We start from the raw sequence: 17,903 nt of genomic DNA, 5'->3' as shown, positions 1-17,903 counted from the left end.
CGACCAGGATTCTCGCACCCCGCACCGACACCCCCGCCCCCAGCCTCGGCTCAGCCCTCGCCCTGCGGTGTGCCCTCGTACGGCTCGTCCGGCGCGTGCGAGAAGAGCTTCAACACCGGGACGCCGACCTTGTGCCGGGCCCGCGAGGCCCAGTCCCGGTGGAAGAACTCCTCGACGAAGTGCGGGGCCGTCAACACGATCACCTCGTCGGCGCCCGTCTCCTCCACCACCGAGCGCAGCAAGTCCAGCGGATGCCGTTCGACGAGTTGGCCGACGGCCTCGCTGCCGGTGGCCCGTAGCGCCTCCAAGGAGTGCGTCAGGGCGCGCTCCGCCGGTTGCCCGGCGGTGTGCCCCTGTGGCTCTTCGGCCTCCTGGACGGCCCGGTCCAACTCGCCGAGCGCTACATCGTCGATCGCGCGCAGCAGCCGATCCTGGTCGCCGCGCGGCTGCATGAGGACGACAAAAGAAACGGCATCGTCGCCGTGTAGCGAGGCGACGAAGTCCACATCCGCCGGCGTCAGGGGCTGCTCGATCATCAATACGCTCGTGAACACGACGGACGCCCTTCTCCTCATAGGCCCACCAGGCCCGACAGAACCATCCTGCGCGTGCCCACACGGAGCCGCGTGACACAAATCTGCCCAGTGGAAACTAACCGGAACGATGTATTCCGATGATTGTCAGACCCGACGGTAGCGGGTGAAGAGGAAACCATCTTCCTCCAGAAGAGCTGCGATGGAGAATCGTTCCGGCACGATCAGTGCCGGACCGTTGACGACACGCGCCGCATCGCCCGACGCGATCAACGGGGCCACCGAAAGACACAGTTCATCCAAGGCTCCGGCGGTCACGAACTGCCCCAGGAGCTTAGGCCCACCCTCGGTGAGCAGACGGGTCATTCCTCGCTGCGCAAGGGCTCCCTTGATGCGTCCCGGGTCAACCCGCGCCCCCTCGCCCGCGCGCACCACCTCGACTCCGGCCGCCGCTGCGGCGGCCACCCGATCCTGGGGCGCCGCTTCCCCGGTGAGGACCAGGGTCGGCACCAGCGGTTCGGTGAAGAGCGGCAGCGAGAAGTCCAGGTCAAGGCTTGCACTGACGACGGCGATGGCGGGCGCACTCGACTGGCCGAGCGCTGCTCTGCGCGCCGCGAACGCCTCGCGCGCGCGAGCGGGCCTGTACCCCTCTTGCCGTACCGTCTGCGCGCCCACCACGACGACGTCGGCCAGCCCGCGCAGCACCCCGAAGATGCGCATGTCGGCGTCCGATGACAGCGGCTGTGAGCGGCCGTCGTGATATGCGGCACCGTCCAGCGAGGACACCATGTTCGCCCGCAGCCACCCCACCGGCCCACTGGGGCCGGATGGCGCAAACCCCACGCCGGGGGGCGGCGGCTCGGGAGGGCTTTGGGCCGTCTCCCCGGCGCCCGGTGCACCCGGATAGGCGTACGCGTCGGCCAACTCGTCCAGTGACCATGCTCGCTCTACGAGGTCCGTCGGTTCAGATGGCGGGGGGAACAGGCGTCGCATGGCGGCAGTGTGACATGGGTGACTCGACGTGCGGACCCCCGGTACGCAGCGATTAGGCTGGACGGCTGTGTCCTCCTCCAGCGCCGACTCAGCCGCCAGCTCTCAGCCCGCCTGCCGAATAGGGAAGGCGGCCACGCACGAGGGCCCGCTTGCGCTGACTGCCCGCGCCCCCCGCGTCCCCGCCGATCGACTGGTCGCCGAGATGGTGCCGCCACCGCGCTTTGGCGTGGTGAGCTTCGACAACTACCTGCCCGACCCGAATCAGCCGAGCCAGGCCGAGGCCGTCCGTGTGCTGCGTGACTTCGCCGCGGGCCTCGGTGACCAGGCGGGCGCGGCAGGTGGCGGGGGCAGGCGTTGGTTTCGGCGGGCGGCCAAGCCCGCGGCCACCCGCACCCCGCGCGGGGTGTATCTGGATGGCGGCTACGGCGTCGGCAAGACCCATCTGCTGGCCTCCCTGTGGCACGCGACGCCGGCGGCCTCCGAGCGCAAGGCGTTCGGCACCTTCGTGGAGCTGACGAACCTGGTGGGCGCGCTGGGCTTCCAGGAGACGGTACGGACGCTGAGCGGACACCGGCTGCTGTGCATCGACGAGTTCGAACTGGATGACCCGGGCGATACGGTGCTGGTCTCCAGCCTGCTCTCCCGCCTCGTCGAGTCGGGCGTCGCGCTCGCCGCCACCTCCAACACGCTGCCGGGCAAGCTGGGCGAGGGCCGGTTCGCCTCCGCCGACTTCCTGCGCGAGATACAGGGGCTGTCCGCACACTTTCGGCCGCTGCGCATCGACGGAGACGACTACCGGCACCGGGGCCTGCCCGAGGCCCCGCCGCCGTACCCGCACGAGACCGTCACCCAGGTGGCCCACCGCACGCCCGGCGCCTCGCTCGATGATTTCCGTGCGCTCCTCGACCATCTCTCCACGGTCCATCCGAGCCGCTACGGTGCCATGTCGGACGGCATCCACGCGGTGTGTCTGACGGGCGTCGTCCCCGTGCCCGACCAATCGACGGCGCTGCGGCTGGTCGTCCTGGCCGACCGGCTCTACGACCGGGAGGTGCCGGTGCTGGCCTCCGGGGCGCCCTTCGACCAACTCTTCAGCGAAGAGATGCTGCGGGGCGGATACCGGAAGAAATACTTCCGCGCCATCTCCCGGCTGACGGCCCTGGCGCGCGACGCAAAGAGCCTGGCCGAGGCGTAGCCGGGAGCGGGCGGCGGCGCTGGGCCGTGTGAACGGCGCGGTGAGGTTGGCGGGTGGGGCTGGGGCGCGGCGGTGCCTTGCAAGGGCAGAACGGCGACGCGGCTGGTTCCGTAACGTTCCGCTGCGTGATACATACATGCGGGTCATGTCACCTGTCCGCCAGCAGGGAGTCGCCGTATGTTTACGACACGACGTCAGGTCCTCGCCCGCACCGGGACGCTGGGCGCGGGCATCGCCTTCGCCGGGGCCCTTCCCGAACTCTTCGCCGGCACGGCCGCCGCCGCTCCAGGCGCCGGCGACCACAGCGGCTACGGCCCACTGATCCCCGACCCGAACGGGCTGCTCGACCTGCCCAAGGGATTTCGCTACCGGGTGCTCTCCCGCGAGGGCGATCCGCTGCGCTCGGGAGAGGGCAAGGTGCCAAGCAACCACGACGGCATGGCTGCATTTCCCGGCTCACCCGGGCACCCAGGCCCCGCCGCGTACGGCCGGGCGCACACGCGGCTGGTGCGTAACCACGAAAACCGCGGCGACGCCCGGCTGGGGGTACCAGCCGTCGATGGCCTCACCTACGACCCGGTGGGCATGGGCGGTTGTACGGCGCTCGCGCTCGACCGGGAGAACCGGGTGCTGAGCGAGCGGGTCGCCATCGCCGGTACGGCCGTCAACTGCGCGGGCGGACCCACCCCCTGGCACACGTGGCTGACCTGCGAAGAAACCGAGGTCAAGGCCGGAGAGTTCGGCTACACCAAGGATCATGGCTTCGTCTTCGAGGTGGACCCGTACGACCCGCGTCGCACCGGGGCCGTGCCGCTCACGGCGATGGGCCGCTTCCAGCACGAGGCCATCGCCGTAGACCCACGGCGGGGCGTCATCTACGAGACCGAGGACGCCTTCGAGCGCCCCTTCGGCCTCTTCTACCGCTTCTTGCCCCACAAGCCGCGCGGCGGGCGCGGCTCGCTGCGGGCGGGCGGTGTGTTGGAGGCCATGCGGGTGCCGGAGGTGCCCGATCTTTCGGCGATCCAGGAGATCGGCGCGACGTTCGAGGGCATCGAGTGGGTGCCCGTGCCCGACCCGCTGGCCAAGCAGACCGCCATTCGGTTCCAGGACTTCGGCGCGCGTGGCGTCACCCATGCCCAAAAGCTCGAAGGATGCTACTGGGGCGGGTCCAGCGTGTACTTCGTCGCCAGCTTCGCCCGCGGCAAGGACGGTTCCGCAGCCGATCACTTCGGGCAGGTGTGGCGGTATGACCCGCAGCGCAACCGCCTCACGCTGGTGATCGTCTTCGGCCCTGACACGGACGTGCAGTTGCCCGGCGAGTCGCCCGACAACATCGCCCTCGCGCCCAGCGGCGGGCTGCTGGTGTGCGAGGACGGTGGCGGCGCCCAGCACGTCTATGGCCTGACGCGGCGCGGCGAGGTCTACCCGGTGGCGCGCGGCCGGCAGAACCTGGGGACGCCGCAGGAGCCGGAGTGGGGCGAGTTCGCGGGAGTCACCTTCTCGCCCGACCACCGCACGATGTTCGTCAACTGCTACACCCCGGGGACGACGTTCGCCGTGACGGGCCCCTGGCGGTAACCGGGCACACCCGAGGCCGGGGCGCGCGCCGGCGGCACGTCCGCGCGCCCGACCCCTCAAGAGGCGGCGCCCGGCCTCTCAGTGGGCAAGCCCGTGCCGCTCAGGACCTGCGGGAGCTGAGCGCACAGGCCGCCGCAGTCGCCGCAGCGCACGCCAGTGCGGCGACCAGGCACGGCCAGATCGGCATCGGCACCGTCCCGCTGTGTGAGCCGCTGACCAGGTCGCCCACGGCGGCCTGCGCGGGTGAGGAGCGCTGGACCAAAGTCAGTAGCGCTGCCAGTGTCGTGGCCAGCATGGCCCAGCCCGGCCGACGCAACAGCGGCCAGTTGCACAGTGCGCCCACCGCGGTGCCCAACAGTGCGCAGGTGACGGCGGCGAGCAACCCGCCGGCGGTCGCCTCGCCGATCGGCACCGCGACCCGATGGTCGGCGCTGTAGGGGCTGCTGATCCCCGCGACGATGCCGGTGGCCAGGGTGCCGAGCGCGACGGAGCACAGGAGTGCGGTGAGCACACATGCAAGGTGGACCCGGGCCGGGCTGGTCGCGGCTGCCGCGATCTGCCGGGCGGCCGGTGGATCGCCTACGACGCACACACGCACCAGCCAGGCCGCCACCGGAAGGAGCCCGGCCGCCGTGTAGCCGAGCGAGTCCAAAATCGGCTGCCCCGACTGCACGCCGACCACCAGGAAGATCCCGTACAGCAGCAGGGGCGGCAGCCAGCGGTGCGAACGGATCAGCAGCGCCGTTTGATAGCGCAACAGCGGCAAAACAGCGGTCATGGACGGTCGTCAACTCCCTGCGAACGCGGCTCTCGCGGAGTCGGCAGTGCGCCCGCCTGCGTGACGGTCCGGATGTGCCACGGCGGGCGGGCCGCCGTCAGCAGGGCGCGGAGTAGGGCATCGGAGTACGCGGCGGGCACCGTCAGACGTATCGCCCCGTCGGGGGCGCGCTGCACGGTGGGAGCGCCGGGCAGCCCGCCCGGGGGGTCGGCGCCCGGCGGCCCCTCCGCCTCGATCAGCACCCGCAGGCCCGGCGGAGCGCTCTCCCCCGATTCAGCGACCTGGCCCGGGCGGGCGCGATCGAGCCCGCCCGCACGCAAGCGATAGACGGTGTCGGGCGCCCCGGCGAGCCGCAGCGGATCGTGGTCAACGAAGACGACCGTGCCGCCTTCGGCCACCCGCCCCGCCACCGCCCGGTCAAGCTCGGCGCGAGCCCGCTGGTCGAGCCCCGACCATGCCTCGTCCAGCACCAGAAGTTGCGGATCGGCCAGCAGCGCCTGTACGACGGCGACCTTTTGGCTGGTGCCCTTGGACAGTTCGGCGAGCGGCGTGTGGGCATGCCCCGCGGCGCCGAAGCGCTCCAGCCACTCCCCCGCTCCGCGCACGGCGCGCGTCCGGCCATGGCCGTGCACCTGGCCCATGCGGGCGAGGTAGTCGGCGGCGGTGAAGGGCAAGGCGGCAGGGAAGCGCTCGGGCACGTACGCGGTACGGGGGCGACCCGCGACCCGGCCCACGGTCGGTTGGTCGATTCCGGCGATGAGCCGCAGCAGGGTGGACTTGCCGGTTCCGTTCGTCCCCTCGATGCGCACCAAGGTCCCGGCGGCGACGTCGAGATCGATCCCGCTCAGCACCCAGGGCCCGCGCAGCCCGTAGCGCCGGCCCACGCCCCGTAGTTCCAGGAATACCCCGGAAGGACTCGGCGGTCGTGGCGCTCTCATGGAAACCGACCGTAGCCGATGCCCTACCGCGTCACGGGCCCCGGGCGGGCGGTCTTGGGGCTGGCAGACTGGGGCGTGTGATCAGCTCCGACAACGGCGCCAGCGAAGGTCAGCCGGCGCCCGCCCCCGACCACGCCACCGACCGCGGCGCCAGTCGCCCCGGCTCAGGTCCCGGCTCCGGCCCCAGCCCTGCCGTTGGCCTTCGCGACGGCGCCACAGACCCCGACCCCAACGGCGCGTCCGCGCCGGTACCCGCGCTCGCAAGCTCCCACGCCCACGCCCACGCGCCCGAGCCCGCATCCACGCACCCGTCCACGTCCAGCCCCGTCGCGGACACCACTGAGGTCGGCAGCGCCGCCTATCCGCGCGATGCCGCGGAGCGGGACGCCGCTCCGCAGTTTGTGCTGCCACTGGTGGTGCGGGTGGAAAAGGCCGCGCCCCCGCCCCGTACCGACGCGTTGGAGACCGCCGCGCGCGCCGTCCTCACGCTGCTGTGCGACGAGCGGGCAACGGCGGTGGATGGCGCGTGGGCCGAGGCCGTACGGGACTGGCAGGATGCCCGGATTCGCAAGGTGGTGCGGCGAGCGCGCGGCGCCGAGTGGCGGCGGGCCTGTGAGCTGCCCGGCATCACGGTCAGCGGCGCACACACCGAGGTGCGGGTCTTTCCGCCAGTGCCGCTCGACGGCTGGCCCAAGGAACTCGCCAAGCTCCAGGTGTCCGGCACCGAACTGGACGACCCGCAGCCACCCGTGACGCCCGGCCCCGAGGTGCCCGTTTTGTGGCTCAACCCGGAGTTGGAGATGTCGGCAGGCAAGGCGATGGCCCAGGCTGGGCACGCGGCGCAGCTCGCGTGGTGGGAGCTGGCCGACGCGCAGCGGGAAGCCTGGCGGCGGGCCGATTTCGCGCTGGCTGTGCGCGTCGCCGCGCCCGAGCACTGGGCAGCGTTGACACGCAGCGGGCTGCCGGTGGTGCGGGACGCGGGGTTCACGGAGATCGCTCCCGGTTCGTGCACAGTCGTCGCGGACCACCCCATCTTTCGGGGACGCCCGTGGGAACTGTGATACTTAGGCACCAGAACATCTGTACTGGTGCCCAAGGGGGCGAAGTTGAGCACGTCCCGGAAGAAGTCACGTAAAGCACGCGCGTCACGTGAATCGTCAAAGCCATCGAAAAGGACGATCTACACCGCCATCGCGCTCGTTTCGGCCTGTGCCGTGACCGCGGTGGCGATCGGCCTTTCCACCGGCGATTCCGATGACGGGGGAAAAGACGCCACCGCGGCCACCGGCGCCCAGCCCAGCCTCCCGGGCGCCCTCGGCGCGGATGGCAAGGGAGCCAAAGGCAAGAACGGCAAGCCCAAGAAGACGGAGGAGCCCTGGGACGGCAAGGTCAAGGTGCTCGGGGACGGTTCCACGTCCTACACCGGGCCGCAGCCGAACCAGCCGAAGGCCGAGAAGCTCAAACCGGGGCAGCAGCCACCGCAGTTCATCGTGTTCTCCTGGGACGGCGCACTCCAGGGTGATGACCGGCTGTTCTCGCACTTCCGCCAGGTCGCGCGGGATAGCAATGCGCAGATGACGTTCTTCCTCAGCGGCATGTACCTGCTCCCCAAGTCCAAGCGCGAGCTGTACCGTCCCCCGCAGCACAAGCCGGGCAGCGCGGCGATATCCTTCGCGACCGACCCGCATATACGGGACACCCTGGAGCAGTTGCGCGGGGCATGGCAGGACGGTCATGAGATAGGCAGCCACTTCAACGGGCACTTCTGCGGCGCCAAGGGCGGTGACGACTGGAGTACCGAGGAGTGGAAGAGCGAGATAAAGCAGCAGTACTCGTTCGTACAGAACTGGAAGACGAACACCGGCTACACCGATATCGATCCGCTGCCCTTCGACTACACGAAGGAGCTGGTGGGCGGCCGGGCCCCCTGTCTTGAGGGGCAAAAGACGCTGATACCAGCGGCCAAGTCGTTCGGCTGGCGCTATGACGCAAGTTCGCCGGGCGACTTCCAACTGTGGCCGTCCAAGATCGACGACGTCTGGAACTTCCCCCTCCAACTCCTGCCGTACCCGAAGAGTGAGAAGCAGGTCCTATCGATGGACTTCAACTTCCTCTACAACCAGTCCGGTGACAGCACCGAGGGCGACCCAGCGAAGTACGACGAGTGGCTGAAGCTCACCAGGGGCGGCTATCTCAATGGCTTCGAGCGCGTGTACAACGGCAGTCGGGCCCCGATGTTCATCGGCAATCACTTCGAGAACTGGAATGGCGGCATTTATATGCAGGCCATCGAGGACACCATGCGCGAGGCGTGCCCGCGCGAGGGCGTGCGATGCGTGTCCTTCCGCCAACTCGCCGACTGGCTCGACGCGCAGGACCCGGCGGTCCTCGCCAAGCTGCGTGGTCTCGACCCGGCACAGGCCCCGGATTGGAAGACCTTCCTGAAGTGACCGCCGCGCCGTGCGTGTGCGGCGGCTGCCATCCGAGCGGGCGGCTTGGCCGCCCGCTCCCCGCGGCCCCGCTGGCGCCGCACCACCCGGCAGCTCAGCGGGCCGACGACCGCAGGTAGTCCGTCCAGATCGCGAGCGGGTAACCGCTGCCCGTCTTGGCCGTCGGATCGCCGCCCACGCCGTCGAGCGGCAACAACTCGTGCGTCTTGGGGTCGGGGCGGCTGATCGAGACGGCCGTGGCCAACTGGTCTCGGTAGCCGGCGAACCAGGCGGAGGTGCGGTCCTGCGCGGTGCCGGCCTTGCCCGCCGCGCCCGGCCCCGCCTCCCCGGCCGCGCTCGCCGCGCCGCTGCGTACGGAGTCCTGGAGCGCCCCGTCCACGGCCTCCGCCACGTCGGTGCGCAACGCCCGCTTTCCGCTGGGCGTACGCAGCGAGACGGCATCGCCGTTGCGGATCAGCCGTGTCACCGAGTAGGGGTCGGTGTGCGTGCCCCGCGCGGCGAAGGTGCCATAGGCGCTGGCCATGCGAATCGCGCTGGGCTTGGCGGTGCCGAGCGAAAGCGCGGGCACCTGCTCACCGAAGCTGCTGGGCAACAATCCCGCGGCGGTGGCCACATGGCGCACCCGATCGAGCCCCACGTCCATGCCGAGCTGCATCAGTGGCGTGTTCACCGAATTCACCATCGCCTGGTGCAAACTCACCTTGCCCCAGGACTTACCGTCATCGTTCCGGGCCCGCACGATCTTGCCGCCACGGTCCCAGTACGGGCCTTCCGGCGTGGTGACAGCGGCCTTGTCAGCGCCGTCGTACAGCGTCGCGGGCGTGACCGGGGTTCTGTCTGCTCCCCGCTCCTTGAGCACGCCGTCCTGGAGCCCGGCCGCATAGACGAACGGTGTGAACACGGTGCCCGCGGGGACATTGGAGGCGTTGGCATCGTTGAAGCCCTGTTTGACGTAGTCCGGGCCACCGTAGAGGGCGACGATACGCCCGTCAGCTTCCACCGATGCGGCGCCGATGTGCAGTTGCCGATCCGCTTCCCGCTGTTCGGGCTGCAATTCGTCGCGCACCTTCTTCACCGAGGTGGCCAGCGCTTCCACCTTCGGCTTCTCAAAGGTGGTGCGTATCTGGTAGCCACCGAGATCGAAATCTGCGGGTTCGATCTCGGTATGGGCGGCGACATAGGCGCGCGCGGTTTCCACGAGATATCCCGTCTGCCCGTCGAGACCGGCCGGCTTCGGAGTCTTCTTCGGTTCAGGGAATTCGGTGATCTTCTTGCGCTCGTCGCGAGGGAGTTTGCCGATCTCCACCATGCGGTCGAGCACCCATTCCCAACGCTCCACCGCCCTGCGGTGATTGGCCTCGCTCAGGTGCGGATCGTACATCCCCGCACCCTTCAACAGCGTGGCGAGAAAAGCACCCTCGCTCACGGTCAGCTCGGACACGTCTTTTCGGTAGTACGCGTAGGCGGCACGCTGAATCCCGTAGGTCCCACGCCCGAACCAACTGGTGTTGAGGTACCCCTCCAGAATATCGTCCTTGCTCATCTTCTTATCCAGCTTGATCGCGATAAACATCTCGGTGACCTTGCGGGACAACTTCTGATCTTGGTTGAGGTAGGCGTTCTTGACGTACTGCTGGGTGATGGTGGAACCGCCCTGGGTCTCACCACCGGTGAGCATGCGACTCACGGCGCGGAACATGCCGCTCGGTGAGACGCCGCTGTCGGAGTAGAAGGAGGCGTTCTCGGCAGCGAGAACCGCCCAGCGCACGTCTTCGGGAACCCGATCCAGCGCCGTGACTTGCCGGTTGACCTGCCCGGTCCGCCCCATCACGGTGCCATCTGCCCAGTAGTAGACGTTGTCCTGCTGGGTAGCGAAGTCATTGAGGTCATCGGGTATTTCGCTCTGCGAATACGCGTAACCAATGACGCCTGCCAGCGTCCCCATGGTGAACAGAAAGACCCCGAGCGTCTGCCGCCAGGAGGGCACCCAACGCCGGACACCAGTCTTGGCCGAGCGCGGATAGTCGATCCAGGGGCGGCGGAACCGGCCGGTGCGCTGAGGCCGCGCCTTGCGCCTGCGACCGGTCCCGGCCGTGCCGATGCGGCCCTTGCCCTGGACCGAGCCGTGCGCGGCGCTTGCCGAACTACGATCGACTGGGTCCGTATCCGGTGCGGCGCCCGTGCTGGTCAGATGGTCGGGCCGGGCGGGAACGGGGGGTGTGGCAGCGGGGGGTGTAGCGGCGGGGGGCGGAACGAACTGCCGTATGGGCATCGTCGAGTCGGGCTCCCAGCGCCCCACAGGTTCACCGGTTACATCGGGCGGCACACTCGGCTTTCCCGCTCCGCCCGCGCCTCTCGACTTCCCGAACCCGCGCGCTTTGGCCGCCGCGAACAGTTCTCCGATACGCACGTCTCTCCCACGTCCCGAATGCTGCACACCAGACACGGCGCATCCGCACCGATCCACGCTCCCGCAACCGTTCGTCCCTATGGCGCCTGGTGAACAGCAATCGCAAGAGAACCGCACAAGTTTGTAGCAGTGCCGACATTAGCGGACCGGCACGGGCGCAATCTACGCATCCGGGAATACGTGCCTATCATCACTCATCTCCTGCCGGAGCCGCTCGGAAAACGGATCTCGACCGCTCGGAAACCGCTCCTCACCAGCCGGCAACGCACCCCGCGCACGCCGACGTACCCCTGCCCGATCGCTCGCACAACAGTCCCTGCACAGCGCGGAGACCAGCCGCCCAGCAACCTCAAATGAAGCTCTGAACCGAAGGCGGACGGGGTTCGTCCCCTCTTTTGAGGGCCAAGACTTCCTCCACGCGAACGAACGCGGTTTTTCGGGGGGCGACCATGAAACGGCCAGGGGGACGACCATGAAACGGCTAGGAACCGGCATCGGTTGGCGACCGGAGATCGCGGACGACATCGCAAGCCTGCCGGGCATCGACTGGGTGGAGGTGGTGGCGGAGAACATTTGCCCCGGCCACCTTCCCGACGCCCTGCGCGCGCTGCGTGAGCGCGGCACGACGATCGTGCCGCACGGGGTGTCACTCGGCCTCGGCGGCGCCGAACGCCCGGACCCCGGGCGGCTCACGGCGCTCGCCGAGCGTGCCGAAGCCCTGGGTGCGCCCCTGGTCAGCGAGCACATCGCGTTCGTGCGCGGCGGGGGGCCGCTGACCGCGTCGCCTGGCATCGAGGCCGGCCATCTGCTGCCGGTGCCGCGCACCCGAGAAGCGCTGGACGTCCTGTGTGACAACGTACGGATCGCGCAGGACGCGCTGCCGGTGCCGCTGGCCCTGGAGAACATCGCGGCCCTGATCTCCTGGCCCGGCGAGGAGCTGACCGAGGGCCAGTTCCTGACGGAGCTCGTCGAGCGCACCGGGGTCAGATTGCTCATCGACGTCGCCAATGTGCACACCAACTATGTCAATCGGGGCGAAGAGGCGGCCACCGTGCTGGCCGCGCTGCCGGTCGAGGCCATCGCGTACGTCCATGTGGCGGGCGGTGTCGAACGCGATGGCGTCTGGCACGACAGCCACGCCCATCCGGTCACCCGACCGGTGCTCGACGTCCTTGCGGAGCTGTGCGACCGCGTGACACCGCCCGGCGTCCTCCTGGAGCGCGACGAGGCGTTTCCGCCGATGGCTGAGCTGGCGAGAGAACTCGATGCGATACGCGCCGTGATGACGCGATCAACGAGGCCATCGGCGTGGTCACAGGTGCCAAAGGTGCCGGGGATGCCTGGGGTGTCGGGGGTGCCGGGGATGCCAGCGTTGCCGGGGGTGCCGCAGTTGTCGGCCGCCTTTGAAGCCAGCGGCGCGGCTGGGCCCACGGCTGTTCCCGCGGCTGTGCCCGCGACTGGTCCCGCGGCCGTGCCCACGGCTGGTCCCGCGGCTGTGTCCACGGCTGTTCCCGCGCCCCGGTCGTCCGAGCCGAGCCCCGAGTTGGTGCGGCTCGCGGTGGCCGCCGCGCACGGGGCACGGGGCACGGTGGCTGCCGCGCACCCGGCACGGGGCGCGGTGGGAACGGCACCGCTAGAGGCGGCTCCTGGCCCCGTCGCGACCGCCCGCCAAGCGAGCCCCAGCGGCAGCGCAGTGCCGAGCCCCGTGCCCGGCAACCCGGACTCCAGCGATCCGCTGCGGCAGCGGCTCGCACTGGCCCAAACCGCGCTGTTGTCCGCGCTGGTCGCGGGCACTCCGGCCCCGGAGGGGTTCGACCGGCGGCGGCTGCGGGTGCAGAGTCGGGCACTGGCCGCCAAGCGGGCCGATGTGGTGGCCAAGGTGGCGCCCGAGCTGGTGGAGATCCTCGGCGAGGCGTATCGGCCCGCCTTCTTGGCGTACGCCCGTACCTCCCCGATCACCGGCGGCTACCGGCGCGACGCGCTGGCCTTCGTCGAACGACTACTGGCAGCCGGCGCACCCGGCGACGCCACGGTACGGCGGCGGTTGGCGGCCTGGTGGCAAGAGCGGTCGGGGCCCGCCCCGCTGCCCCACCACCGCGCGACGCGACTGCTGCGCGCCGCCCGGCTCGTTTGGGGGCGACGATGATCGTCAACGTCTTCGCGGCACTGGCGTATCTGGCGGTCGCTGCGGCGGCGCTGTTCCTGGTGGTCGGTGTGGTGGGTTTCCGGCGTGCGCTGCGGGCCAAGAATGCCGCAGCGCATGTGAAAGACGTGTGGGAGGCCGCGTTCTTGGCGGGCGGACCCGGCCGGGTCACGGACACCGCTCTGTACGCCCTGTATTCCGACGGGAGACTACAGATCGGGGACCCTGGCGTGGTGACGATCACGCGGCGGACCGTCCGCAACCCGGTGGACGGCGCGATCTTCGAGGCAGCCGCCCGCTCCCCGCACGGCGGACTCGGCTGGTTGCGCGGCGAGGTGATGCGTAGTCCGGTCGTCCAGGGCATTGGTGACGGGCTCGCGGAGCGCGGCCTCATGGTCCAGCCCAGCCTGATTCGCCACTGGCAGCAGTGGGCGCGCGGCCTGGCGTCGGTGTGCGCGAGCAGCGGCGCCTTCGTGTTCATCCTGTACGCCATCGAGGCCGTCGAAGGTCCCACCGCGACGCTGTTCACCAAGGTGCTCCCGCCACTGGTCGCCGGCGTCGTCATCGGCGTGGTCTGCACGCAGGTGGTCGGCGGTCGCGTGACCGGGCCGGGGCGCAAGGCCCTTGCCACGTACACCCGCGTCACCGGCTCCACCCGCGAACGCACGGTGGACGCAGCCATGTCCCGAATCGTGGCCAAGGGCGTGAACGGGATGAGCGAACCACTGCGCACCTACTTGTGGGACGCGGCACGCACCGGACCAACGGCATCGCGTGCCGTGAGCGGTGTGGGGGTGGGGGTCGTCGCGGTGCCGGAGGCGGCAGAGGCGGTGTGGTGCGGAAGCGCCCACGGCCAGCCCGTACGCAGCGACGGGAGCAGTGGAAGCGGTGGGGGCAGTGGAGGCGGTGGAGGCTGCGGTACGGCGTCGTGCGGGACGAGCGCGGGCGACGGCGGAGGCGGCAGCGGCAGCTGTGGTGGAGGCGGCGGCGGAGGCGGCTGCGGCGGAGGGGGTTGTGGAGGAGGAGGCGGTGGTGGGGGTTAGTCGCGCGTAGGGGTACGGCGTGGGCCCGCGCGCCACAAGCCGCCCTGGGGAGCTCGCGGGGGCCAAGGAGGCTCGGAAGCCTTGGGTTTGGGGGCCAGCGGCCCTGGGGGGCCGGGGGCTTGGGAATCACAGGCCCGCAACCCCTACGATTACGCGCCCCATTGGACGCCGCAGTAGCGCATCCCGCATGCTCACTTCCCGGCACGCCCGCCTTCCGCCCGACCCACCCCGTTGCGCTCAGGCCCACTCGAACCCGTGCATCACCGGTTGCGGAAGGTCATCTTCCGCACATCCCAGGTCCGTATCGTGAACAAACCATGGCGAAGCGCGAATCCGGTGAGTAAGAATCGGCCATGCTGTGGGTCCTGTTTCTTGTGATCGCCTGGGGCGTGGCCTTTTTCACCTGTGCCCGGCTGTGTCAAGCGGCCGTTGCCGCCGCGCAAGGCCCCGACGCCCCGCCGCCGGGGGGCCTTCGCCGCACTCTCACGCTGTACGAAACGGCGTTCCTCTCCGGCGGCCCCTACCGGGTCAGCGAACTCGCCCTCGTCTCCATGCACCGCGAACGGCGGCTGCTGCTCGCCCACACCGGCTGGGTGACGGTGGTCGATCCGGTCGGCCGGGACGAGATGGAGCGCTCGCTGCTCCAGGCCATCGGCTCCGCCGGGCAGGCACCGATCCCACCGGTGCGCTCGGCGGTGGCCGCCGCCGATGCCGTACGGGCACTCGCCGACCGCCTGGTCGCCGCCGGCCTCGCGGTGCCCGACGCGGCCAGGCTGGGCGTTGCCACGGCCATCTCCCAGGTGCGCGGTGCGTGCGCACTGGTGCTGGTGTCGGCGGTCGCCGCGCTGGTGATGGTGCCACCGGAGACAGGGTCCGGACCGGTCGCGGCGTGGTTCGCCCTGCCGCTGGTGCTGACCACCGGCTGTTTGGCGATAGCGCGCGTCGAGGTCCACCCGTACACGCGCTGGGCCTCCCCCGCCGGCCAGCAGCGGCTGGGCGAGATTTCCGTACCGCCGCGCGATGACCGGCTGCCCGGTACGGAGCCTGGGCCACGCGCCGCTGGCGCCCCGGGCGAACGCCCCGGGGGCCAGCCCGGCGGCTCCGACGCCGTCGCGCCCACCGAGCGCGACGGCGGGAACGACGCGGCGCCGGGGAGCGCCGGGTCGAACGCCGGGGCCACACCCGGCACTTCGGACGACGGCGCCCCGGCGCCAACCAACCCGAGCAACCCCAACGGCCCCAACGGCCCCAACGGCCCCAACGAGCACAGCAAGCCAAGCAAGCCGAACGACCCAGCCGACCCGAACGCCCCGGACGAGCGCTTGGCCAGGGCCGCGCTCACCATCTTGGCCGTCCACGGGGCAGCCGGGCTGTCCGACCCCGGGCTTCGGGCCGCGCTGCGGGGCGGCCGGCGCCGCGAGCGGTTCTGATCCGCCCCTGCCTACGCCAGCCTCTTGCCCATGCCAGCCCGCTGCCCACGCCAACAGCCGACCACGCCGACCCACCGGCCCCGGGGCGACCCGCTCACGCGCCAGCACCAGGCCGCCCCCAACCACCCGCACCGGCGCGCGGGCCTTACGCCAGCTCCGCCACCAGCTCCGCGATCGGCTTGCGGCGGCCGGTGTAAAACGGCACCTCCTCGCGGACGTGCATCCGGGCCTCGGAGGCCCGCAGATGGCGCATCAGGTCCACGATGCGGTACAGCTCGTCCGCCTCGAAGGCCAGCATCCACTCGTAGTCACCCAGCGAGAACGCGGGGACCGTGTTGGCCCGTACGTCGGGGAAGCCGCGCGCCATCTTGCCGTGGTCGGCGAGCATCCGGCGGCGGTCCTCGTCGGGCAGCAGGTACCAGTCGTAGGAACGTACGAAGGGGTAGACGCTGACCCACTGACGAGGCTCCTCGTCGGCGAGGAACGCGGGGATGTGTGACTTGTTGAACTCCGCGGGGCGGTGCAGTGCCATGTTCGACCAGACCGGCTCCAGGGCCCGACCAAGCGTGGTGCGGCGGAACCGGTTGTACGCGTCTTGCAGCGCCTCCGCGGTCTCCGCGTGCCACCAGATCATGAGGTCCGCGTCGGCCCGCAGTCCCGACACGTCGTACGTGCCGCGCACGGTGACGTCCTTGGCGGCGAGTTGCGCGTACAGCTCCTCCACCTCGTCCGCGTAGCCGCTGCGGTCATCGGGCAACACATCGCGCAGCTTGAACACCGACCACAGCGTGTAGCGGATCACCTCGTTGAGGTCCTTCGCCTTCTTACCCGCGTTCGAGGTCTTGTCTGGAGCAGCAGTCATGGTTCCTCTTCTCACTTTCGCCCGGCAGTGCCCCGCGGCAGGGCCCGGTGCCCGCAGCGCATCAGGGTGCCGGAAGTCTTCAGGCGGCGGGCACGGTCGCCAGCAGCCCCAGCAGTTCATCGGCCGCGGTGTGCGCGGTGGCCACGCACGCCGGGATGCCCACACCGTCGTACACCGCGCCACACACCCGCAGCCCCGGCAGCCCCGCGACCTGTTCGCGTACTCGGGCGACGCGGTCGAGGTGACCGACCGGGTACTGCGGCAGCCCGCCGTCCCAGCGCTCGACGCGGGTGGCCACGGGGCGCGCGGTGAGCCCAACGGTGGTGTGCAGGTCGGCCAGTGACCGTGCGACCAGCTCCGGATCGTCGCGTTCCAGATCGGCCTCGTCGCCGTACCTGCCAACAGAGGTGCGCAGCACGAACAGTTCCGGGTCCCCCTGCGCGACCCAGCCCCACTTGTGGCTGGAGAACGTGGCTGCCTTGATCGTGAGCCCGTCCACGGAGGGCACCAGAAATCCCCGACTGTTCGGGAGCCCGGCCACCTCGGCGCGCCGGAAGGCCATGGTCACCAGGGCCATCGACGCGTATTCGACGGTGCCGAGTTCGGCGGCGGCACCCGGTGCATCGGCGGCGAGCAGGCTGGCCGCGGCGGGCGCGGGCAGCGCAACCACCACCGCGTCCGCCGTGAGCGCGGTCCCGTCCTCGGTGACCACGCTCCAGCCCGATCCGGTACGCGCGAGCCGGCGCACGGGCGCATGCGTGCGAATGTCCCCGCCGCCGGCTCGTACCGCGTCGGCGACGGCCAGCGGCAGCCCTCCGACGCCGCCGTCGATGCCCATGAAGACCGGGCCGCCCGCGGCGGGCCCAGCCGCAGCCCGGCGCTGGATGGCGCGTACGCCCTCGGTCAACGACCGCTCGGCGCGCGCCGCCTCGTACAGCTGCGGCACGGCGGCGCGCATCGAGATCTGGTACGCATCGCCCGCGTACACGCCGCCAAGGAGCGGCTCCACCAACCGGTCCACGACCTCGCGGCCAAGGCGGGCCGCAACGTAAGTGCCGATGCCGACGTCCTCGCCGAGCTCGTCGCGGGGCAGTTCGGCGTCACGCCCGATGCGGGTCAGGCCCGCATCGGAGAGCACTCCACAGGCGGCCAGCGGTGCCACATCACCCGGAACGCCCATCACATGGCCGGTGGGCATGGGCCGCAGCGCGCCCCGGGTGTACAGACCGGCGGCCGAGGCGGCCGGGAGGCACAACCGGTCCGCGAGCCCCACGGCGCGGGCGAGATTCACCGCTTCGGGGCGGCGGGCCAGCATGGACTCGGCGCCCAGGTCCACCGCAACGCCCGCGATCTGCCCCGCGTACAGCTTGCCTCCGAGTCGCCCCGACGCCTCCAGGAGGGTGACCTGTGCGCCGCCATCAACGAGCCGGTGAGCGGCGGCGAGGCCGGAGATCCCGCCGCCGATGACGACCACCCGACGAGCAGGGACGTGCGTTTCGCTCATACCCCCACTCTCTCACCGCGCCCCGTGCCGCCCGCCGCACCCCCAC

The 17,903-nt window shown here is 70.7% G+C and carries 13 protein-coding genes and 1 pseudogene; 7 read left to right on the top strand and 7 right to left on the bottom strand.

The window, feature by feature from the left end:
• Window positions 1-50: 50 nt before the first annotated feature.
• A complete protein-coding gene (locus FHS42_RS15025) occupies window positions 51-536 on the bottom strand; it encodes an indole-3-glycerol phosphate synthase (RefSeq protein WP_184572946.1) in 486 nt (161 codons plus the stop codon).
• Window positions 537-680: 144 nt separating this feature from the next.
• The gene (locus tag FHS42_RS15020) at window positions 681-1,526 is read right to left on the bottom strand and encodes a pyrimidine reductase family protein (RefSeq protein ID WP_184572725.1); all 846 of its coding nucleotides are present in this window, start codon (window positions 1,524-1,526) and stop codon (window positions 681-683) included.
• A 118-nt stretch (window positions 1,527-1,644) separates the two neighbouring features.
• Between FHS42_RS15020 and zapE the strand changes: the two genes are divergently transcribed.
• Both zapE and FHS42_RS15010 read left to right on the top strand, forming a co-directional pair.
• On the top strand, window positions 1,645-2,721 hold the full coding sequence (zapE, locus tag FHS42_RS15015; RefSeq protein ID WP_312866902.1) for a cell division protein ZapE: 1,077 nt from the start codon (window positions 1,645-1,647) through the stop codon (window positions 2,719-2,721).
• Between the two features lie 177 nt (window positions 2,722-2,898).
• The gene (locus tag FHS42_RS15010) at window positions 2,899-4,299 is read left to right on the top strand and encodes an alkaline phosphatase PhoX (RefSeq protein ID WP_184572724.1); all 1,401 of its coding nucleotides are present in this window, start codon (window positions 2,899-2,901) and stop codon (window positions 4,297-4,299) included.
• A 100-nt stretch (window positions 4,300-4,399) separates the two neighbouring features.
• On the opposite strand, the gene FHS42_RS15005 is transcribed toward FHS42_RS15010, so the two are convergent.
• Together FHS42_RS15005 and FHS42_RS15000 are read right to left on the bottom strand one after the other, a co-directional pair.
• Window positions 4,400-5,077, bottom strand: coding sequence for an ABC transporter (locus FHS42_RS15005; protein ID WP_184572723.1), 678 nt, complete (start codon window positions 5,075-5,077; stop codon window positions 4,400-4,402).
• The gene (locus FHS42_RS15000; RefSeq protein WP_184572722.1) at window positions 5,074-6,015 is read right to left on the bottom strand and encodes an ABC transporter ATP-binding protein; all 942 of its coding nucleotides are present in this window, start codon (window positions 6,013-6,015) and stop codon (window positions 5,074-5,076) included. The genes FHS42_RS15005 and FHS42_RS15000 overlap by 4 nt, the downstream gene beginning before the upstream one ends.
• A 401-nt stretch (window positions 6,016-6,416) precedes the next feature.
• Between FHS42_RS15000 and FHS42_RS14995 the strand changes: the two genes are divergently transcribed.
• Both FHS42_RS14995 and FHS42_RS14990 read left to right on the top strand, forming a co-directional pair.
• Window positions 6,417-7,076, top strand: a complete 660-nt coding sequence (locus FHS42_RS14995) for a peptidyl-tRNA hydrolase (protein ID WP_184572944.1) — start codon at window positions 6,417-6,419, stop codon at window positions 7,074-7,076.
• Window positions 7,077-7,121: 45 nt separating this feature from the next.
• Complete coding sequence (locus tag FHS42_RS14990) at window positions 7,122-8,465, top strand: polysaccharide deacetylase family protein (RefSeq protein ID WP_221476535.1); 1,344 nt, start codon at window positions 7,122-7,124, stop codon at window positions 8,463-8,465.
• 94 nt (window positions 8,466-8,559) lie between these two features.
• On the opposite strand, the gene FHS42_RS14985 is transcribed toward FHS42_RS14990, so the two are convergent.
• Window positions 8,560-10,737, bottom strand: a complete 2,178-nt coding sequence (locus tag FHS42_RS14985; protein WP_246494823.1) for a transglycosylase domain-containing protein — start codon at window positions 10,735-10,737, stop codon at window positions 8,560-8,562.
• Window positions 10,738-11,347: 610 nt separating this feature from the next.
• On the opposite strand from FHS42_RS14985, the gene FHS42_RS14980 reads away from it, so the two are divergent.
• The 3 genes and pseudogenes from FHS42_RS14980 to FHS42_RS39095 form a co-directional block, all read left to right on the top strand.
• Window positions 11,348-13,021, top strand: a complete 1,674-nt coding sequence (locus FHS42_RS14980) for an MbnB/TglH/ChrH family RiPP precursor modification enzyme (RefSeq protein WP_184572721.1) — start codon at window positions 11,348-11,350, stop codon at window positions 13,019-13,021.
• Window positions 13,018-14,061 (top strand): TIGR04222 domain-containing membrane protein, encoded by a 1,044-nt coding sequence (locus tag FHS42_RS14975; RefSeq protein WP_184572720.1) that lies wholly within the window; start codon window positions 13,018-13,020, stop codon window positions 14,059-14,061. Before FHS42_RS14980 ends, FHS42_RS14975 begins: the two co-directional genes overlap by 4 nt.
• Before the next feature lie 353 nt (window positions 14,062-14,414).
• Window positions 14,415-15,137, top strand: a pseudogene (locus tag FHS42_RS39095) (TIGR04222 domain-containing membrane protein); the annotation flags it as partial.
• Between the two features lie 499 nt (window positions 15,138-15,636).
• Here the strand turns inward: FHS42_RS39095 and hemQ are convergent.
• Both hemQ and hemG read right to left on the bottom strand, forming a co-directional pair.
• A complete protein-coding gene (gene hemQ / locus FHS42_RS14965) occupies window positions 15,637-16,353 on the bottom strand; it encodes a hydrogen peroxide-dependent heme synthase (protein ID WP_184572718.1) in 717 nt (238 codons plus the stop codon).
• 79 nt (window positions 16,354-16,432) lie between these two features.
• Complete coding sequence (gene hemG / locus FHS42_RS14960) at window positions 16,433-17,857, bottom strand: protoporphyrinogen oxidase (RefSeq protein WP_184572717.1); 1,425 nt, start codon at window positions 17,855-17,857, stop codon at window positions 16,433-16,435.
• Window positions 17,858-17,903 lie beyond the last annotated feature (46 nt).

Source organism: Streptomyces zagrosensis (genome assembly GCF_014203645.1).
Classification (GTDB): Bacteria; Actinomycetota; Actinomycetes; order Streptomycetales; family Streptomycetaceae; genus Streptomyces; species Streptomyces zagrosensis.
This window is presented reverse-complemented; position numbering and strand designations above follow the sequence as displayed.